This is a genomic window from Chromobacterium subtsugae (assembly GCF_001676875.1).
Lineage (GTDB): Bacteria > Pseudomonadota > Gammaproteobacteria > Burkholderiales > Chromobacteriaceae > Chromobacterium > Chromobacterium subtsugae.
On record NZ_JYKA01000004.1, the window covers coordinates 105,236 to 121,497 of the forward strand.

Below are 16,262 nucleotides of genomic sequence, written 5' to 3' on the forward strand. Positions count from 1 at the left end.
CCGGCAGGCCGTTTCGCATTCCGTTCCCCATCCGCCAATCATGCCAACGACATTGACGCAACAGTCTAAGCTGGCAAGTCATTAGTGAGGTTATTATTTCTTGCAAAATAATACCGCGCGTTACTAAAATATCCACATGAGCCCAAACAAGTCCTTTGCCCAACTGGAACAGGCGATCAACCATGTCGAGGCCCGCTTCCCCGGCGTGCCGCGCCAGGAAGTGATCCTCACCCGGCTGATTTTCCATATCGTGCCGCGGCTGAGCGCCCACATGTGCGAGAGCCTGAAGCAGCACGGCCTGAACGAAACCGTCTGGATGGCGCTGTTGGCGCTGTACGCCTGCCCGAACCAGGCGCTCAATCCCAGCGACATCAGCGAGACGCTGGACTCCTCCCGCACCAATGCCACCCGCATCGCCGACGAGCTGGTGAAGAACGGCTGGGCCGCGCGCTCCGCCAGTTCCGAAGACCGCCGCAAGATCGTGCTGGAACTCACCGCCGCCGGCGTGGCGCTGGTGGAAAGCCTGCTGCCCTACTCGCGCGAAGTCCACAAAACCCTGTGGGCCGACTTCGACAGCGAGGAGAAAGCGCTGCTGGAACGACTGATGCGCAAGCTGCTGAGCAAACTCGGCGGCTGAATCCGCAAGCACTTTTTTCGCTCAAATAATAACCAGTGTGATTATCATCAGATATATCACTGCATCGCATACATCATTGATGGAGACCGACAAGGTGAACAAGAAATCTTGGCCACAGACCGCCGGGGTGCTGCTGATCAGCGCCGTGCTCGGCGGCTGCGCCAGCTTCGGCCCCGATGTCACCCCCGATCAGGCGCTGAGCGCCGAACAGCTGAAGCTGGCCGCCCCCGGCAAACAGAACCTGAGCGGCAACTGGTGGCAGCAACTGAACGACCCGGCGCTGAACCAGCTGGTGGACAGCGCGCTGAAAGACGCGCCGTCGCTGAAGCTGGCCGCCGCGCGCCTGCGCCAGGCCCGCGCCGCCGTCGGCATCGTGGAAAGCAAGGATGGCCCGCAGCTGGACGCCACCGCCAATGTCGCGCAAATCCACACCGACCAGCTCAAGCCGCTGCTGCATGAAGACTACGTCACCGCCTACACCGCGGCGCTGGTCGGCAGCTGGGAATTCGATTTCTGGGGCAAGAACCACGCCGCGGTCAGCGCCGCGCTGGGCCAGCAGCAGGCCATCGCTTTCGAAGGCGAGCAAACCCGGCTGATGCTGACCCAGGCGGTGATCGCCCAATACACCCAGCTGCAGCGCAGCCAGGCCCAGGCCGATCTGCTGGCCCAGCGGCTGGCCATCGCGCAAAGCCGCGAGAAGCTGACCCAGGCCCGCATCAACGCCGGCCTCCTGCCCGGCGACAATCAGCGCGGCAACGAAGTGTCGATCGAAAAACTGCTGCAGCAGCAAAGCGCGTTCGCCAACGACATCGAGCGCAGCCGCCACGCGCTGGCCGCGCTGACCGGCCAGGGGCCGCAAGCGCAAGCCGCGCCGCAGCCGGGCAAACTCGATCCGGCGCCGGCGCCGCAGCTGGACAGCCTGGACGCCAACCTGCTGGGCCGCCGTCCCGACATCGCCGCCCAGCGCGCGCGCGTCGAGGCGATGGACAGCTCGGTCAAGGAAGCCCGCGCCGAGTTCTACCCCAATGTGAAGCTGACGGTGTTCGCCGGCCAGACCTCGCTGGAAATGGACCAACTGTTCAAGAGCGGCTCCTCGCTGTGGGGCTTCATGCCGGCGATCAACCTGCCGCTGTTCCACTCCGGCCAGTTGCAATCCAACCTGTCCAAACAGCAGGCCGGCTACGACATGGCGGTGCAGCAGTACAACCAGACCGTGCTGGACGCGCTGCGCGACGCCGCCGACTCGGTGTCCGGCTGGCAGAACAGCCAGCGCCAGCTGAAGCAGGCCGAACGCGCGCTGGCCAGCAGCCTCAAGGCCAACGACGCGATGGCATCGCGCCTGCGCGCCGGCCTGGTCAACAAGCTGTCGCTGCTGGACGCGCAAGACGCGCTGCTCGGCCAGCAATCCGCCTACATCGACGCCAAGGCCGCCAACCGTCTGGCCTGGGCCTCCCTGAACACCGCGCTCGGCGGCGGCTTCCAAGCCCAGCCCGCCAGCCACTAAGGACATCATCGCAATGGATCAGAAACTAGAAACCGCGCAAAGCCGCAAACGCAATCTGCTGGTCGCCACCACCCTGTTCGCCGCCATCGCCATCGGCTACGGCGCTTACTGGAGCCTGGTGCTCAGCCACCAGGAAAACACCGACGACGCCTATGTCGCCGGCCATCTGGTGCAGGTCACCCCGGAAGTCGGCGGCACCGTCGCCAAGGTGCTGGTGGACGACACCCAGGCAGTCAAGGCCGGCCAGGTGCTGGTCAGCTACGACAACAGCGACGCCGAGCTGGCCTTCGAGCGCGCCCGCAACGAATTCGCCCAGACCGTGCGCCAGACCCGCCAGCTGATGGCCAATACCCAGCAGCTGGACGCCCAGGTGGCGCTGCGCCAGGCCGAGCTATCCCGCGCCGAAGCCGACCTGAAGCGCCGCAAGCTGCTGGCCGGCAGCGAAGCGATGTCGGCTGAAGAGCTGGGCCACGCCGGCGACGCCGTCGCCGCCGCCCAGGCCGCGCTGACCGCCGCCCAGGAACAGGCCAAGGCCGGCCTGGCGCTGGTGGGCAAGGACGCGCTGGCGCAGCAGCCGGCGGTGAAGGCCGCCGCCAGCCGCCTGAAGGAAGCCTGGCTCAATCTGCAGCGCACCGAGATCAAGGCGCCGCTGGCCGGCACCATCGCGCGCCGCAACGTGCAAGTGGGCCAGCGCATCGCCGCCGGCACGCCGCTGATGGCGGTGGTGCCGCTGGAAAACCTGTGGGTGGACGCCAACTTCAAGGAAGGCCAGCTGGCCAAGATCCGCGTCGGCCAGCCGGTGGAGATCAAGTCAGATCTCTACGGCGGCAAGGTGGTCTACCACGGCAAGGTGCAAGGCCTGTCCGCCGGCAGCGGCAGCGCCTTCTCGCTACTGCCGCCGCAAAACGCCACCGGCAACTGGATCAAGGTGGTGCAGCGCGTGCCGGTGCGCATCGCGCTGGACCCGCAGGAACTGAAAGACCACCCGCTGCGCGTCGGCCTGTCGATAGACGCGGTAGTGGACACCAGCAACCAGGACGGCAAATCACTGGCCGAAGCCGCGCCGGCCGCCGCCGCCAGCGAAAACAACAACACGTTGCCCGACCTGAAGCAGGCGGACAAGCTGGTGGCCGAGATCCTGGCCGCCAACGCCGCTGCCGGCAAGTAAGGAATCCGTCGCCATGAACCATCCGCCACTGACCGGCTCGAAACTGGTCTGGATCACGCTGGCGCTGTCGATGTCGGTGTTCATGCAGGTGCTGGACACCACCATCGCCAACGTGGCGCTGCCCACCATTTCGGGCAACCTGGGCGCCGCCACCAGCCAGGGCACCTGGGTGATCACCTCGTTCGGCGTGGCCAACGCCATCTCGGTGCCGTTGACCGGCTGGCTGGCCAAGCGCTTCGGCGAGGTGAAGCTGTTCACCGCCTCCACCTTGCTGTTCGTGCTGACCTCCTGGCTGTGCGGCATGTCCAGCAGCCTGGAAATGCTGATCCTGTTCCGCGTGCTGCAAGGCGCGGTGGCCGGCCCGATGATTCCGCTGTCGCAGAGCCTGCTGCTGTCGTGCTATCCACCGGCGAAGAAAGGCATGGCACTGGCGCTATGGGCGATGACGGTGATCGTCGCGCCGGTGTTCGGCCCGATTCTGGGCGGCGTCATCAGCGACAACTGGCACTGGGGCTGGATCTTCTTCATCAACGTGCCGGTGGGCCTCGCCGCCGCCTTCATTTCCTGGCGCATCCTGAAGCCGCGCGAAACCGACACCGTCGACCTGCCGATCGACAAGATCGGCCTGGCCTTGCTGGTGATCGGCGTCGGCTCGCTGCAGATGGTGCTGGACCGCGGCAAGGAGCTGGACTGGTTCAACTCCGCCGAGGTCGTCACCCTGGCGGTGGTCGCCGCGCTGGCGCTGGTCTACCTGGTGATCTGGGAGCTGGGCGAGGAACACCCCATCGTCGACCTGTCGCTGTTCAGCCAGCGCAACTTCACCGTCGGCACCGTCGCCATCAGCCTGGGCTTCATGCTGTACTTCGGCGCCGTGGTGCTGCTGCCCTTGATGCTGCAGACCCAGCTGGGCTACACCGCCACCTGGGCCGGCCTCGCCGCCGCGCCGATCGGCCTGATCCCGGTGGTGCTGTCGCCCATCATCGGTAAGAACGCGCACCGCTGGGACATGCGCTGGGTGGTGACGGTCAGCTTCAGCGTCTACGCGATCTGCTTCTTCTGGCGCAGCAACTTCAACACCGACATGGACTTCTCCTACGTGGTGTGGCCGCAGGTGGTGCAAGGCATAGGCGTGGCCTGCTTCTTCATGCCGCTGACCACCATCACGCTGTCCGGCCTGCATCCGTCGCGGATCGCCAGCGCGTCCAGCCTGTCGAATTTCCTGCGCATCCTGGCGGGCAGCATCGGCACCTCGATCACCACCACGATGTGGGACCGCCGCGAGGCGCTGCACCACTCCAAGCTGACCGAACACGTGACGCAATACGATCCGGAGTCGGTGTCTTGGTTCGGCGCCATGAGCAAGCTGGGCCTGAACCCCGGCCAACAGCAGGCGCTGACCCAGCTGCAGGTCACCAAGCAGGGCTACATCATGGCCGCCAACGAGATCTTCTGGGTCTCCGGCATCCTGTTCGTGCTGCTGATCGCGCTGGTGTGGCTCGCCAAGCCGCCGTTCACCGCCGCCGGCGGCGACAGCGGCGCGCACTGAGCGCCAGCGCCAAGGAAACGGGCAAAGCTTCGCGGCTTTGCCCGTTTTTCATTGCAGATGGCCGCCGAAGGCCGCCATGCCGCGGCTGGCCGACTTGTCGCGGTGCTGCACCCGGTACAGCGTGCGCGTCAGCGGCGGCAGGTCGGCGTCCACCGCCGCCACCGCGCCGGCGGCCAGCAGATCGGCGATCACATGGCGCGACAGGCAGCTGACGCCCAGCCCCGCCGCCACCGCGTGCTTGATCGCCTCGGAGTGGCCCAGCTCCATGCTGATCGCCAGCCGGCTCAAATGCGGCAGCAGCACCCGCTCGACCTCCTCGCGGGTGCCGGAGCCGGCCTCGCGCAGTATCCATTCCGCCTGCGCCAATTCCGCCGCCGCCACCTTGCGCCCGGCCAGCGGATGGCCGGCGGCGGCGAACACGATCAGCTCGTCCTGCCGCCACGGGCTGGCCAGCAGTTCCGGATGGTGGCACGGGCCTTCTATCAGGCCGAAGTCCACGCGGAAAGCCGCCACCGCCTCGACGATGTCGCGGGTATTGGCCACCTCCAGCTCCAGCCGCGCCCGCGGCCAGTCGCGGCGGAAGGCCGCCAGCAGCGGCGGCAGCAGGTAATTGGCGATGGTGGTGCTGGCGCCGACGCGCAGCGCCAGCGCGTCGCCGTCGAACAGGCCCTGCACATCGGCGGCCGCGTCCAGCAAGGCGCGCGCGCGCGGCAGCAGCAGCCGGCCATGCTCGTTGAGCAGCAGCCGGCGCCCCACCCGGTCGAACAGCTGCGCGCCGAGCCCCTGTTCCAGCTTGCACAGCGCCTGGCTGGCGGCCGATTGCGTCAGCGCCACCCGGTCGGCGGCGCGCGTCACCGTGTCCAGCTCCGCCACCGCCACGAATACCTCCAGCTCGCGCAGGCTGATATGCAGGCTCATCCGTGTCTCCGCCATCAATTAATCGATTTTTCTACTGATATCTATTAATTTTATCTGTTTTTCTACTGATATACAGCGGTGTATCTTGGTCATATAGCAAAGAGGCATTAACTTATGACCAAACATTCAAACATCCTGCCCGGCCTGCTGCTGGCGCTGGGCCTGGCCGCCGCCGCCATCTGGGCCGCCGAGCTGCCGGCGATGAAAAGCCTGGGCCTGTCCGCCCTCACCCTCGCCATCGTCGGCGGCATGGTGATCGGCAACACCGTTTACCGCTTCATCGCCGGCCCCAGCCACCACGGCATCGCCTTTTCCAAGCAAAAGCTGCTGCGCGCCGGCATCATCCTGTTCGGCTTCAAGCTGACCTTTCAGGACATCGCCGCCGTCGGCTTCTCCGGCGTGCTGATCGACGCGCTGGTGCTGACTTCCACCTTCCTGCTGGCGTTTTGGGTCGGCCGCAACAAGCTGGGCCTGGACGAGCAGAGCGTGATCCTGATCGGCGCCGGCAGCTCGATCTGCGGCGCGGCGGCGGTGCTGGCCACCGAGCCGGTGCTGAAGGCGCACGCCGAGAAAGTGGCGGTAGCGGTGGCCACCGTGGTGGTGTTCGGCACCGCGGCGATGTTCCTGTGGCCGCTGATGTACGAGGCGGTGCGCTATCTGGGCATTTCCGAATTCAGCTACGGCCTGTTCGCCGGCTCCACCATCCATGAAGTCGCCCAGGCGGTCGCCGCCGGCAAGTCGGTCAGCGACGCGGCGATGAACACCGCCGTCATCACCAAGATGATACGGGTGATGATGCTGGCGCCGTTCCTGATCGGCCTGTCCGCCTGGCTGGCGAAGCGGCACCGCGGCAACAGCCACGAGAAGACCGGCATCACCATCCCCTGGTTCGCCGTCGCCTTCCTCGCCGTGGCCGGACTCAACTCCTTCAACCTGCTGCCGCACGCGCTGCTGCGACAGATCATCGCGCTGGACAACCTGCTCTTGGCCGCCGCGATGGGCGCGCTGGGCATCACCACCCACCTGTCGGCCATCCGCCAGGCCGGCAGCAAGCCGCTGCTGCTCGCCAGCATGCTGTTCGGCTGGCTGATCGTCGGCGGCGGGCTGATCAATGCCGGCGTGGCCATGCTGATCCGCTGAAGCCTTTGCCGGCGCGTCGCGCCGGGTCGTTTTACCGGGACACTATCGTCATATAAGATATTGCCAATTTATTGACATAGATTCCCCGCATGCGACACTGGATCATCGCCCTGCTGGCCCTGCTGCTGGGCACGGCCGCCGACGGCATCGAGCTGGGGCTGAGCCTGGCAGCCATCGCCGGCATCGTCAGCCTGGCCTTCGGCAAATCCGCCGGCGCCGGCGGCAATAGCGAAATCATTCCCGGCCAACCGCCTTCCCGCGCCCTGACCTTATGGCAGATGCAGCAGCGGCTGGAGGCGCTGGAGATAGAAGTGGAGTTGCTGCGCGAGCAAGCGCGCGCCCGCTCAGACGCCGCCCCGGCCGCTCCCGACTACAGCTGGCGGCCCGTGGAGCCGGACGAAGCGCCGCCGCCTGCCCCGCAGGAACCTCCGCCGCTCCCCGCGCCAGAACCTCCTCCCCAGGAGCCGCCGCTCGAGATCGAGTGGGAAGAGGTCGGGCCGCCTCATGCCCAGACCCCGCCGGCGCCTCAACCCGTCCGCGCCGCGCCGGACATCGCGCCCGCAAGACCCTCCGCTCCCACCCTGCTGGAGCGCGGCTGGCAGTACGCGCGCGCCTGGCTGCTGGGCGGCAATAGCGTGGTGCGGGTCGGCATGCTGCTGCTGTTCTTCGGCTTCGCCTTCCTGCTCAAATACGCGGCCGACAACAGCCTGCTGCCGATAGAACTGCGCCTGGCCGGCGTGGCGCTGGGCGGTTGCGCGCTGCTGGCCGCCGGCTGGCGGCTACGGCTGAAGCGCCGCGGCTACGCGCTGATCCTGCAAGGCGGCGGAGTCGGCACGCTGTACATCACCGCCTTCGTCACGCTGAAGTTCTTCCAGCTGTTGCCGCCGGGCCTGACGTTGGCCTTCCTGGTGCTGCTCGGCGCCGCCAGCGCCTGGCTGGCGATACGCCAGGACGCGCCGTCGTTGGCCGGGATGGGCATCACCGGCGGCTTCCTCGCCCCGATCCTCACCTCGACCGGCGGCGGCAGCCACGTGCTGCTGTTCAGCTACTACGCGCTGCTCAACGCCGGCATCTTCGGCATCGCCTGGCGCAGGTCCTGGCGCAGCCTGAACCTGCTGGGATTCTCCTTCACCTTCGTCATCGCCACCGCCTGGGGCGTGTTGCAGTACCAGCCGGAGCAGCTGGCCAGCACGCTGCCCTTCCTGGCACTGTTCTTCGGCTTCTACCTCGGCATCGCCGTGCTGTACGGGCTGCGCCAGGGCCTGGCCCTGCGCCATTACGTCGACGGCACACTGGTATTCGGCACGCCGCTGGTCACCGCCGGGCTGGCGGCCGGCCTGCTGCGCCATACCGATTTCGGCATGGCCTGGTTCGCGCTGGCGTTGGCCGCGGTCTATCTGCTGCTGACCTTCTGGCTGCGCCGCCGCGCCGCCTTGCCGCTGCTGGCGGAATGCTTCCTGGCGTTGGGCGTGATCTTCGCCACGCTGGCGGTGCCGCTGGCCTTCGATGGCCGCGTCACCACCGCGCTGTGGGCGGTGGAAGGCGCCGGCCTGCTGTGGGTCAGCCTGCGCCAGAATCGCCGCCTCGGCCTCTGGTTCGCCCTAGGCCTGCAGCTGTGCGCCGGCGCCGCCTGCCTGAGCCATCTGCCCGCCCAGGCCGCTGGCTGGCCGGTGCTGAACGCTTCGTTGATCGCCTGCCTGCTGCTGGCAGCCTCCGGGCTGTTCAGCGGCTGGCAGTTGCAACGCCGCGGCGGAAACGCCGCCGTGCCGCCGTCCTGGCTGGCCGTCTGGGCCGGCCTGTGGTGGCTGGGCGGCGGCATCCGCGAATTGAAGCTGTACCTGCCGGCCGGTTACCTGGCCGATGGCGTCATGCTGCTGCTCTGCGCCAGCGCGCTGGCTTGCGGCCTACTGCGGCGCCGGCTGGACTGGAAGCTGCTCGCCTATCCGGCGCTGGCGCTGCCGGCGCTGACGCTGGGCTGGAGCCTGCTCGGCGCCTTGCCTTACCTGCAGCGGCTGTCGGAACTGGGTTGGCTGGCGGCGCCCGCCGCGCTGGCCGCTTCGCTATGGCTGCTGCGCCGCCACGAAGAGGAAACCGCCGACGCCGGCTGGCTGCACGCCTGCTGGCAATGGGCGCTGGTCGCGCTGCTGGCGCGCGAAGCCGGCGGCTGGCTGTGGCAATGGCTGCCGGACGGCGTCTGGCGCCACGTGGCCTTCCCGTTCGCGGCCAGCGCGCTGCTGTTGCTGGGCGGACCGCTGAGCCGGCTGGAATGGCCGGTGCGCCGCCACCGCGCCGCCTACCTAGGCTACGGCCCAGCGCCGCTCTTCCCGGCGCTGGCGGGCTGGATGCTATGGTCGCTGCTGTCCGATGGCAATCCAGCCCCGCTGCCGTGGCTGCCGCTGCTCAATCCGCTGGACCTCGCCGTCGGCTTCAGCCTGCTGGCGCTGTGCGCCTGGCTGCTGCGCCTGAACCGGCACTGGCCGACGCAGCCGCGCGCCGCGGCCGCCTGGCTGCTGTGCCCGGCCATCCTGCTGGCGGTCAGCGCCGATGTGCTGCGCGCCTTCCATCACTGGGCCGGCCTGCCCTATTCGCTGGACATGCTGTGGAGCGCTTCCGACAGCCGCATCGTTCTGGCGCTGGGCTGGTGCGCGCTGGCGCTGCTGGCGCCGCGGCTGGCGGCCGGCCGCGAGAGCGGCCGCGTCGTCGCCTGGTGGAGCGCGGCCGCCGGCGCCGTCCTGCTGCTGTGGATGCTGCTGGCCAATTTGGAAACCGGCTCGCCGCTGCTGCTGCCGTGGCTGCCCTTGCTCAACCCGCTGGAGCTGGCGCAACTGGCGGTGCTGGCCTGCGTCTGGCTCAACTGGCGCCGCGCCGGCTTCCCCCGCCCCCGCTCCTTGCCTTGGCTGGACTACGCGATCGCGGCCTGGCTGCTCGCCTTCGGCTGCGCCATCGTGATGCGCGCCTTCCATCACTGGCAGGGCGTCGACTACCGGCTGGACGCCGCCTTGCGCTCGCCGCTGCCGCTGACTGTGCTGATGCTGTGCTGGGCGCTGCTGGCCCTGGCCGCGCCGCGGCTGGCGGCCGGCCGCGAGGGAGCGGCCGCGGTGACCGCCAGCCTGCTGCGCCTGCTCAGCCCGGTGCTGCTGCTGTGGAGCGTGCTGGCCAACCTGCAGGGCGAGCGGCTGCTGCCCTTGCCGCACCTGCCGCTGCTGAACTTGATGGATCTGTCCCAACTGGCCGTATTCGCCGCCTGCTGGCTGAACTGGAAACGCGGCCTGCTGCGCTGCGCGCCGCTGGAGCCCTGGCTGCGCTGGCTGGCCGGCGGCTGGCTGTTCCTGTTCGGCAACGCCGTGGCGCTGCGCAGCCTGCACCATTGGCTGGACATCCCTTACCGCTTCGGCGCGCTGCTGCACTCCACCCTCGCCCAGGCGACGCTGTCGCTGGGCTGGACGCTGGCGGCGCTGGGCCTGATGGTGGCCGCCACCCGCCGCGGCCAGCGCCTGCCCTGGCTGTGCGGCGGCGCCTTGCTGATGCTGGTGGTGGCCAAGCTGTTCGCGGTGGACCTGGCTTCGGTGGGCAGCATCGCCCGCATCGTCAGCTTCATCGGCGTCGGCCTGCTGTTCCTGCTGATCGGCTATCTGTCGCCGCTGCCGCCGCGCGCCCACCAGCCGGAACAGGATAGGCCGTGACCCGCGCCGCCGGTCATCCTGACGCGCGGCCATCCTCGTCTCGCCGTCTCCCGCCCGGCCGGATCGGTTGCCGCCTGATCCGCGAGCCCGCTGGCCAAAACCCACGGCAGAAATGAGAACGCCCGGCTCAAGCCGGGCGTTCTCCAAAGCAACCGCGCTAACTCAGCACGGGCATTTCTTCATGCTCTTGCCGCCGTAGCGCTGCTCCTGGCAGTAGCGGAAGAACTCTTCGCGGCTCATCACCTGGGCGTCCGGGTCGAAACGGCGGCGGCGGCCGACGTACAGATCGTAGTCGCGCTGCCCCACCATCAACCGGGCGGTCTGCACCATCGCCCGCCATACCTCAGCCATCTACGCCTCCTTGCCGGTAAACCGCCGGCACTTCCTTGGCCGTCGCCCACTTCACCGCCAGCGACTTGCGGATCACATGGATGCCGAACACCAGCATCGACAACACCACCGCCATGAACATCGCGGTCAACGCGGCGTCCACATAATCATTGAAGATGATCTGCTGCATCTGCGCCATGCTTTTCGCCGGCGCCAGCAGCTGGCCCTTGGCCGCGGCGGCGGAGAATTTGTCGGCATGGGTCAGGAAGCTGATCTTGGGGCTTTCATGGAACAGCTTCTGCCAGCCCGCCACCAGAGTGGCCAGCAGCAGCCAGGCGGTGGGAATGGCCGTCACCCACACGTAGCGGGTCTTCTGCATTTTCACCAGCACCACCGTGGCCAGCATCAGCGCGATGCCCGCCAGCATCTGGTTGGCGATGCCGAACAGCGGCCACAGCGTGTTGATGCCGCCCAGCGGGTCGACCACGCCCTGGTACAGGAAGTAGCCCCAGGCGCCCACCGCCAGGCCGGTGGCCACCAGGTTGGCGCCCCAGGACTCGGTGTTGGCCATCGGCTTGATGAAGAAGCCCAACAGGTCCTGGATCATGAAGCGCAGCACCCGGGTGCCGGCGTCGACGGTGGTGAGGATGAACAGCGCCTCGAACAGGATGGCGAAGTGGTACCAGAACGCCATCATCGCCTTGCCGCCTATCGCCCCGGACAGGATGTGGGCCATGCCCACCGCCAGCGTCGGCGCGCCGCCGGCCCGCGACAGGATGGTGTGCTCGCCGACGTCGGCGGCCAGCTGGGTCAGCATGTCCGGCGTGACGATGAAGCCCCAGCCGGAAATCGCCTGGGCGGCGTCGGCCGCGGTCTTGCCGATCAGCGCCGCCGGGCTGTTCATCGCGAAGTAGACGCCCGGGTCCAGCACGCAGGCGGCGATCAGCGCCATGATAGCGACGAAGCTTTCCACCAGCATCGCGCCGTAGCCTATCATCCGCGCCTGGGTTTCGCTCTCCACCAGCTTGGGCGTGGTGCCGGAGGCCACCAGCGCGTGGAAGCCCGACACCGAGCCGCAGGCGATGGTGATGAACAAGAAGGGGAACAGATTGCCGGCGAACACCGGGCCGCTGCCGTCGATGAACTTGGTGACCGACGGCATGTGCAGCTGCGGCGCCACGATCAGGATGCCGATGGCCAGGCCGACGATGGTGCCGATCTTGAGGAAGGTGGACAGGTAATCGCGCGGCGCCAGCAGCAGCCATACCGGCAGCACCGAAGCGATGAAGCCGTAGCCGATCAGCGTCCAGGCGAGCGTGGTGCCCTTCAGCGTGAACAGCGGCGCCAGCGTGGCGCTCTTGGCGACGTCGCCGCCGTAGACGATGGCCAGCATCAGCAGGATGAAGCCAAGCACCGACACCTCGCCGATCTTGCCCGGCCGGATGAAGCGGGTGTACACGCCCATGAACAGCGCGATCGGAATGGTGCAGGCGATGGTGAAGGTGCCCCACGGGCTGTCGGCCAGCGCCTTGACCACCACCAGCGCCAATACCGCCAGCAGGATCACCATGATCATCAGCACGCCGATGGAGGCGATGACGCCGGGAATGTCGCCCAGCTCCTGGCGTATCATCTCGCCCAGCGACTTGCCGTCGCGGCGCATCGACAGGAACAGGATCATGAAGTCCTGCACCGCGCCGGCCAGCATCACCCCGACCAGAATCCACAAGGTGCCGGGCAGATAGCCCATCTGCGCGGCCAGCACCGGGCCCACCAGCGGGCCGGCGCCGGCGATGGCGGCGAAGTGGTGGCCGAACACCACCCATTTGTTGGTGGGCACGTAGTCGAGCCCGTCGTTGAACTTCTCGGCCGGCGTCAGCCGGCGCGCGTCCAGCTCCAGCACCTTGTCGGCGATGAAGCGGCTGTAGAAGCGATAGGCGATGGCATAAACCGACAAGGCCGCCACCACCAGCCAGACCGCGTTGATCGTCTCGCCCCGGTTCAGCGCCACCATCGCGAAGGCCGTGGCCCCCGCCAGCGCCACCAGCAGCCAGACGACGCACTGCTTGAGTTGTTGCATAAGGAAGTCCTGTTCTCTCTCTCCCCCAGCTCACGCGATCGGCAGCCCATCTGCCGGTCTGCATCCGGGTGTGGTTCTACATTATTGATTCTGTCGTCATGATAGGTGAAACACAAGCCTGTCAGGCATTCAAACGCGTGTTACTATTTTTGTTCGATGACGCGGAATACGTACGCAATGGCACAACACATTCTCATCGTGGAAGACGATGCCAGGCTGGCCGAGCTGATCGCCGCCTATCTGACCAAGCACGGCTACCAGGTCAGCCTGCACGGCCGCGGCGACACCGCGCCGGCGGCCATCCTGGACACGCGTCCCGATCTGGTGGTGCTGGACGTGATGCTGCCGGGCAAGGAAGGCTTCGACGTCTGCCGCGACGTGCGCCCGCACTACGGCGGCCGCATCCTGATGATGACCGCGCGCGACGAGGATGTGGACGAAATCCTGGGCCTGGAGCTGGGCGCCGACGACTACCTGGCCAAGCCGGTGGAGCCGCGCCGGCTGCTGGCGCGCATCCGCGCGCTGCTCAGGCGCAGCGGCGCCGCCCGCCAGGACGGCGGCGGCGTGGCGGTGGAGAACGATTGCATCGCCTTCGGCCAGTTCAACATCAGCCAGGCCACCCGCGAGGCGCTATTGGGCGATGAGCAGATCGAGCTGACCACCGCCGAATTCGACCTCTTGTGGCTGCTGGCCACCCACGCCGGCCAGGTGCTGTCGCGCGACGACATCATGAGCGAATTGCGCGGCATCGGCTTCGACGGCCTCGACCGCTCGATCGACGCCCGCATCTCGCGGCTGCGCCGCAAGCTGGGCGACAACCCCGACGCGCCGGCGCGGATCAAGACCGTGCGCGGCAAAGGCTATCTGTTCTCGCGCAGCGATTGGGAATAGGCATGCCGTCGAAGAACCTGCGCAGCTGGCTCAAGCCATCGCTGGGGACCTTGTTCGCCCGCTACTTCCTGGCCACCATGCTGGTGCAGCTGTTGATCATCATCGGCTTCGGCTTCCTGGTGACCAAGCTGTACGAGAAGAGCGACCAGGTCAGCAAGCTCGAATTCATGAACGGCACCATCGCGCTGCTGCGCGACCGCCTGCAGGCGCAGCCGCCGCAGGATTGGGACACCCAGCTGGCGGCGATGGCCAGCCGCTTCAGCTACCCGCTGAAGCTGGTCGACCAGCTGCCGGCCGAACTGGAGCGCGACGCCCGCCCGCAGCTGCGGCAAGGCAAGCCTTACCTCGACGGCGACAACCAGCTGCTGTACGCCACCCTGCCCGGCAGCCCGCGCCTGCTGGCGCTGGGGCCGCTGGACGTGCAGTCCAGCGACAGCAACTGGATCAGCGAAGACATCGAAGTGCTGCTGATCTGGATGCTGCTGTCCGGCGCCACGCTGGGCACCCTGCTCTATTTCAGCCTGCAGCCCTTGTGGAAAGACCTGCTGGAAGTGCGCCGCACCGCCGAAGTGTTCGCCGAGGGCGACTTCAGCGCCCGCGCCCGCACCGCCAAGAGCCGGCTGTTCGCGCCGCTGCCGCTGGCCTTCAACAGCATGGCCTCGCGGCTGGAGCGCCAGCTGGAGACGCGCCAGGCGCTGTCGCACGCCATCGCCCACGAAATCCGCACCCCGATCGCCCGGCTGCGCTTCGGTCTGACCATGCTGGAGGAAGAAGAGGATGCGGCCGAATGGCAGCGCTACCGCGACGGCATGGAGCGCGATCTGCAGGAACTGGAAGAGCTGATCAGCACCAGCATGGAGTTCGCCAAACTCAAGCGCAGTGAAGTGCCGCTGCACCTGGAGACGATAGACCTGTTCGACTGGTTCGACGACCTGATCGACCTGGTCACCCCGCTGAAGCCGCCCGGCCTGGAATTGACGCTGGACTGCGCGCGCGAAGAAGGCGCCTTCGACCGCAAGCTGATGTACATCGCCACCCGCAACCTGCTGCTGAACGCCTTCAAGTACGCGCAGCAACAGGTCAGGATGCGGGTCTACCACCAGGGGTCGCAATTGATCATCGAAGTGGACGACGACGGCTGCGGCATTCCGGAGGCCGACCGCGAGAAGGTTTTCGAACCCTTCCTGCGCTTGGACCGCAGCCGCGACCGCGCCACCGGCGGCCACGGCCTGGGCCTGTCCTTCGTGCGGCTGATCGCCGAACACCATCTGGGCCACGCCAGCGCCGGCGCCAGCGAGCTGGGCGGCGCCCGTTTCCGCATGATCATTGCGCAACCGGACGCGCGCCAGCCATAAGTCACTCACTGTCACAATCCGCCGACAGGAAGCCAACAGACCACTTGCGCCGCCTTGCGGATAATTCACACATCTAAAACGTTAAGGATTATTGCGAATGGTTTCCTCAAGACCGGCGGCATTGCTGGTGCACGGCCTGGGTGGCACCGCCTACGATCTGGGCGCGCTCGGCCGCACACTGGAAGACGCCGACATTGTCACCCACTCTCCGGTACTGCCCGGACACGGTGGCAGCCCGGAAGATCTTCTCGGCGTCGGCTGGGAAGAGTGGGTGGAAAGCATTCGCAGCGAATACCGCGCGTTGAAGGCCAAGCACAAGGTGGTGCACCTGGCCGGCGTTTGTCTGGGCGGCCTGGTGGCGCTGGAAGTGGCGCGCCGGGAAAAGCATCAGGACAAGCTGGCGCTGTACGCGCCGCCGATGTTCCTCGATGGCTGGAGCCTGCCCAAGCTGACCTGGCTGCGCCACGCGGTGTACTGCCTGCCGCAGCTGGCCAAGAAGATGCGCGTGCCGGAAGTCTCCCCGTTCGGCATCAAGAACGCCCGCATCCGCAAAGCCATCCAGCAGCGCTTCGAGCGCGGCGACCGCTTCCACTACGCCTACATTCCGCTGATGTGCATCCGCGAAGTGGACCGCCTGCGCCGCCAGCTGATGCCGCGTCTGGCCGAAATCACCTGTCCGACGCTGATCGTCCACGCCGACGAGGACGACATCACCAGCCCGCGCTCCGCCCACTACCTGCTGCAATACCTGGGCGGCCCGGTGGACTTCATGCCGCTGTCCAACAGCTACCACATGGTGATGGTGGACAACGAGCGCGCCGAGGTGCTGCAGCGCAGCCTGAAGTTCTTCAACAGCCACGCCCGCCAGCAAAGCGCCGAGCAACCCTGCGGCTGGACGGCCTTCGCCGCCGCCTGACACCGGCCCCGCCGCGCGCTGCCGCGCAACCCGCCCGCCCCTGGCCGGCGGGCTTTTTTTATTCGCCGCCCGTATCGAACATTCCTTTGGAATT

Annotated in this window: 12 protein-coding genes; 9 read left to right on the top strand and 3 right to left on the bottom strand. The window is 67.4% G+C overall.

Going from position 1 to position 16,262, the window contains the following annotated elements:
• Positions 1–136: 136 nt before the first annotated feature.
• The 4 genes from MY55_RS06265 (at position 137) to MY55_RS06280 (ending at position 4,855) form a co-directional block, all read left to right on the top strand.
• Complete coding sequence (locus MY55_RS06265) at positions 137–637, top strand: MarR family transcriptional regulator (RefSeq protein ID WP_043576852.1); 501 nt, start codon at positions 137–139, stop codon at positions 635–637.
• A gap of 94 nt (positions 638–731) precedes the next feature.
• Positions 732–2,141 (top strand): efflux transporter outer membrane subunit, encoded by a 1,410-nt coding sequence (locus tag MY55_RS06270; protein ID WP_244270661.1) that lies wholly within the window; start codon positions 732–734, stop codon positions 2,139–2,141.
• A gap of 13 nt (positions 2,142–2,154) precedes the next feature.
• Positions 2,155–3,309 (top strand): EmrA/EmrK family multidrug efflux transporter periplasmic adaptor subunit, encoded by a 1,155-nt coding sequence (locus tag MY55_RS06275; RefSeq protein WP_047237170.1) that lies wholly within the window; start codon positions 2,155–2,157, stop codon positions 3,307–3,309.
• Between the two features lie 13 nt (positions 3,310–3,322).
• Entirely contained in the window at positions 3,323–4,855 is a 1,533-nt protein-coding gene (locus tag MY55_RS06280; protein ID WP_047237169.1) for a DHA2 family efflux MFS transporter permease subunit, read from the top strand.
• A 48-nt stretch (positions 4,856–4,903) separates the two neighbouring features.
• On the opposite strand, the gene MY55_RS06285 is transcribed toward MY55_RS06280, so the two are convergent.
• Entirely contained in the window at positions 4,904–5,773 is an 870-nt protein-coding gene (locus MY55_RS06285; protein ID WP_080964078.1) for a LysR family transcriptional regulator, read from the bottom strand.
• A gap of 114 nt (positions 5,774–5,887) precedes the next feature.
• On the opposite strand from MY55_RS06285, the gene MY55_RS06290 reads away from it, so the two are divergent.
• Together MY55_RS06290 and MY55_RS06295 are read left to right on the top strand one after the other, a co-directional pair.
• A complete protein-coding gene (locus MY55_RS06290; RefSeq protein WP_043576842.1) occupies positions 5,888–6,913 on the top strand; it encodes a YeiH family protein in 1,026 nt (341 codons plus the stop codon).
• A gap of 89 nt (positions 6,914–7,002) precedes the next feature.
• Positions 7,003–10,596: a DUF2339 domain-containing protein gene (locus MY55_RS06295; protein WP_065202117.1), complete on the top strand. Its 3,594-nt coding sequence runs from the start codon at positions 7,003–7,005 to the stop codon at positions 10,594–10,596.
• A 162-nt stretch (positions 10,597–10,758) separates the two neighbouring features.
• Here the strand turns inward: MY55_RS06295 and MY55_RS06300 are convergent, their stop codons facing one another.
• Complete coding sequence (locus MY55_RS06300; RefSeq protein ID WP_047237168.1) at positions 10,759–10,947, bottom strand: YbdD/YjiX family protein; 189 nt, start codon at positions 10,945–10,947, stop codon at positions 10,759–10,761.
• The gene (locus MY55_RS06305) at positions 10,940–13,006 is read right to left on the bottom strand and encodes a carbon starvation CstA family protein (RefSeq protein ID WP_047237167.1); all 2,067 of its coding nucleotides are present in this window, start codon (positions 13,004–13,006) and stop codon (positions 10,940–10,942) included. The genes MY55_RS06300 and MY55_RS06305 overlap by 8 nt, the downstream gene beginning before the upstream one ends.
• A 177-nt stretch (positions 13,007–13,183) precedes the next feature.
• Here MY55_RS06305 and MY55_RS06310 point away from each other — a divergent pair, with 177 nt between their 5' ends.
• The 3 genes from MY55_RS06310 (at position 13,184) to MY55_RS06320 (ending at position 16,168) form a co-directional block, all read left to right on the top strand.
• Positions 13,184–13,897, top strand: coding sequence for a winged helix-turn-helix domain-containing protein (locus MY55_RS06310; RefSeq protein ID WP_043576835.1), 714 nt, complete (start codon positions 13,184–13,186; stop codon positions 13,895–13,897).
• 2 nt (positions 13,898–13,899) lie between these two features.
• Positions 13,900–15,252 carry an ATP-binding protein gene (locus MY55_RS06315; RefSeq protein ID WP_047237165.1) on the top strand — a complete coding sequence of 451 codons (1,353 nt, stop codon included), beginning with the start codon at positions 13,900–13,902 and terminating at the stop codon, positions 15,250–15,252.
• A gap of 97 nt (positions 15,253–15,349) precedes the next feature.
• Positions 15,350–16,168, top strand: coding sequence for an alpha/beta hydrolase (locus tag MY55_RS06320; protein WP_043576830.1), 819 nt, complete (start codon positions 15,350–15,352; stop codon positions 16,166–16,168).
• Positions 16,169–16,262: the final 94 nt, after the last annotated feature.

Excerpts from the sequence above, each read along its gene's own strand:
- MY55_RS06265 (WP_043576852.1), top strand. The coding sequence starts at position 137 with ATGAGCCCAAACAAGTCCTTTGCCCAACTGGAACAGGCGATCAACCAT.
- MY55_RS06275 (WP_047237170.1), top strand. The coding sequence starts at position 2,155 with ATGGATCAGAAACTAGAAACCGCGCAAAGCCGCAAACGCAATCTGCTG.
- MY55_RS06280 (WP_047237169.1), top strand. The coding sequence starts at position 3,323 with ATGAACCATCCGCCACTGACCGGCTCGAAACTGGTCTGGATCACGCTG.
- MY55_RS06285 (WP_080964078.1), bottom strand. The coding sequence starts at position 5,773 with ATGAGCCTGCATATCAGCCTGCGCGAGCTGGAGGTATTCGTGGCGGTG.
- MY55_RS06290 (WP_043576842.1), top strand. The coding sequence starts at position 5,888 with ATGACCAAACATTCAAACATCCTGCCCGGCCTGCTGCTGGCGCTGGGC.
- MY55_RS06295 (WP_065202117.1), top strand. The coding sequence starts at position 7,003 with ATGCGACACTGGATCATCGCCCTGCTGGCCCTGCTGCTGGGCACGGCC.
- MY55_RS06300 (WP_047237168.1), bottom strand. The coding sequence starts at position 10,947 with ATGGCTGAGGTATGGCGGGCGATGGTGCAGACCGCCCGGTTGATGGTG.
- MY55_RS06305 (WP_047237167.1), bottom strand. The coding sequence starts at position 13,006 with ATGCAACAACTCAAGCAGTGCGTCGTCTGGCTGCTGGTGGCGCTGGCG.
- MY55_RS06310 (WP_043576835.1), top strand. The coding sequence starts at position 13,184 with ATGGCACAACACATTCTCATCGTGGAAGACGATGCCAGGCTGGCCGAG.
- MY55_RS06315 (WP_047237165.1), top strand. The coding sequence starts at position 13,900 with ATGCCGTCGAAGAACCTGCGCAGCTGGCTCAAGCCATCGCTGGGGACC.
- MY55_RS06320 (WP_043576830.1), top strand. The coding sequence starts at position 15,350 with ATGGTTTCCTCAAGACCGGCGGCATTGCTGGTGCACGGCCTGGGTGGC.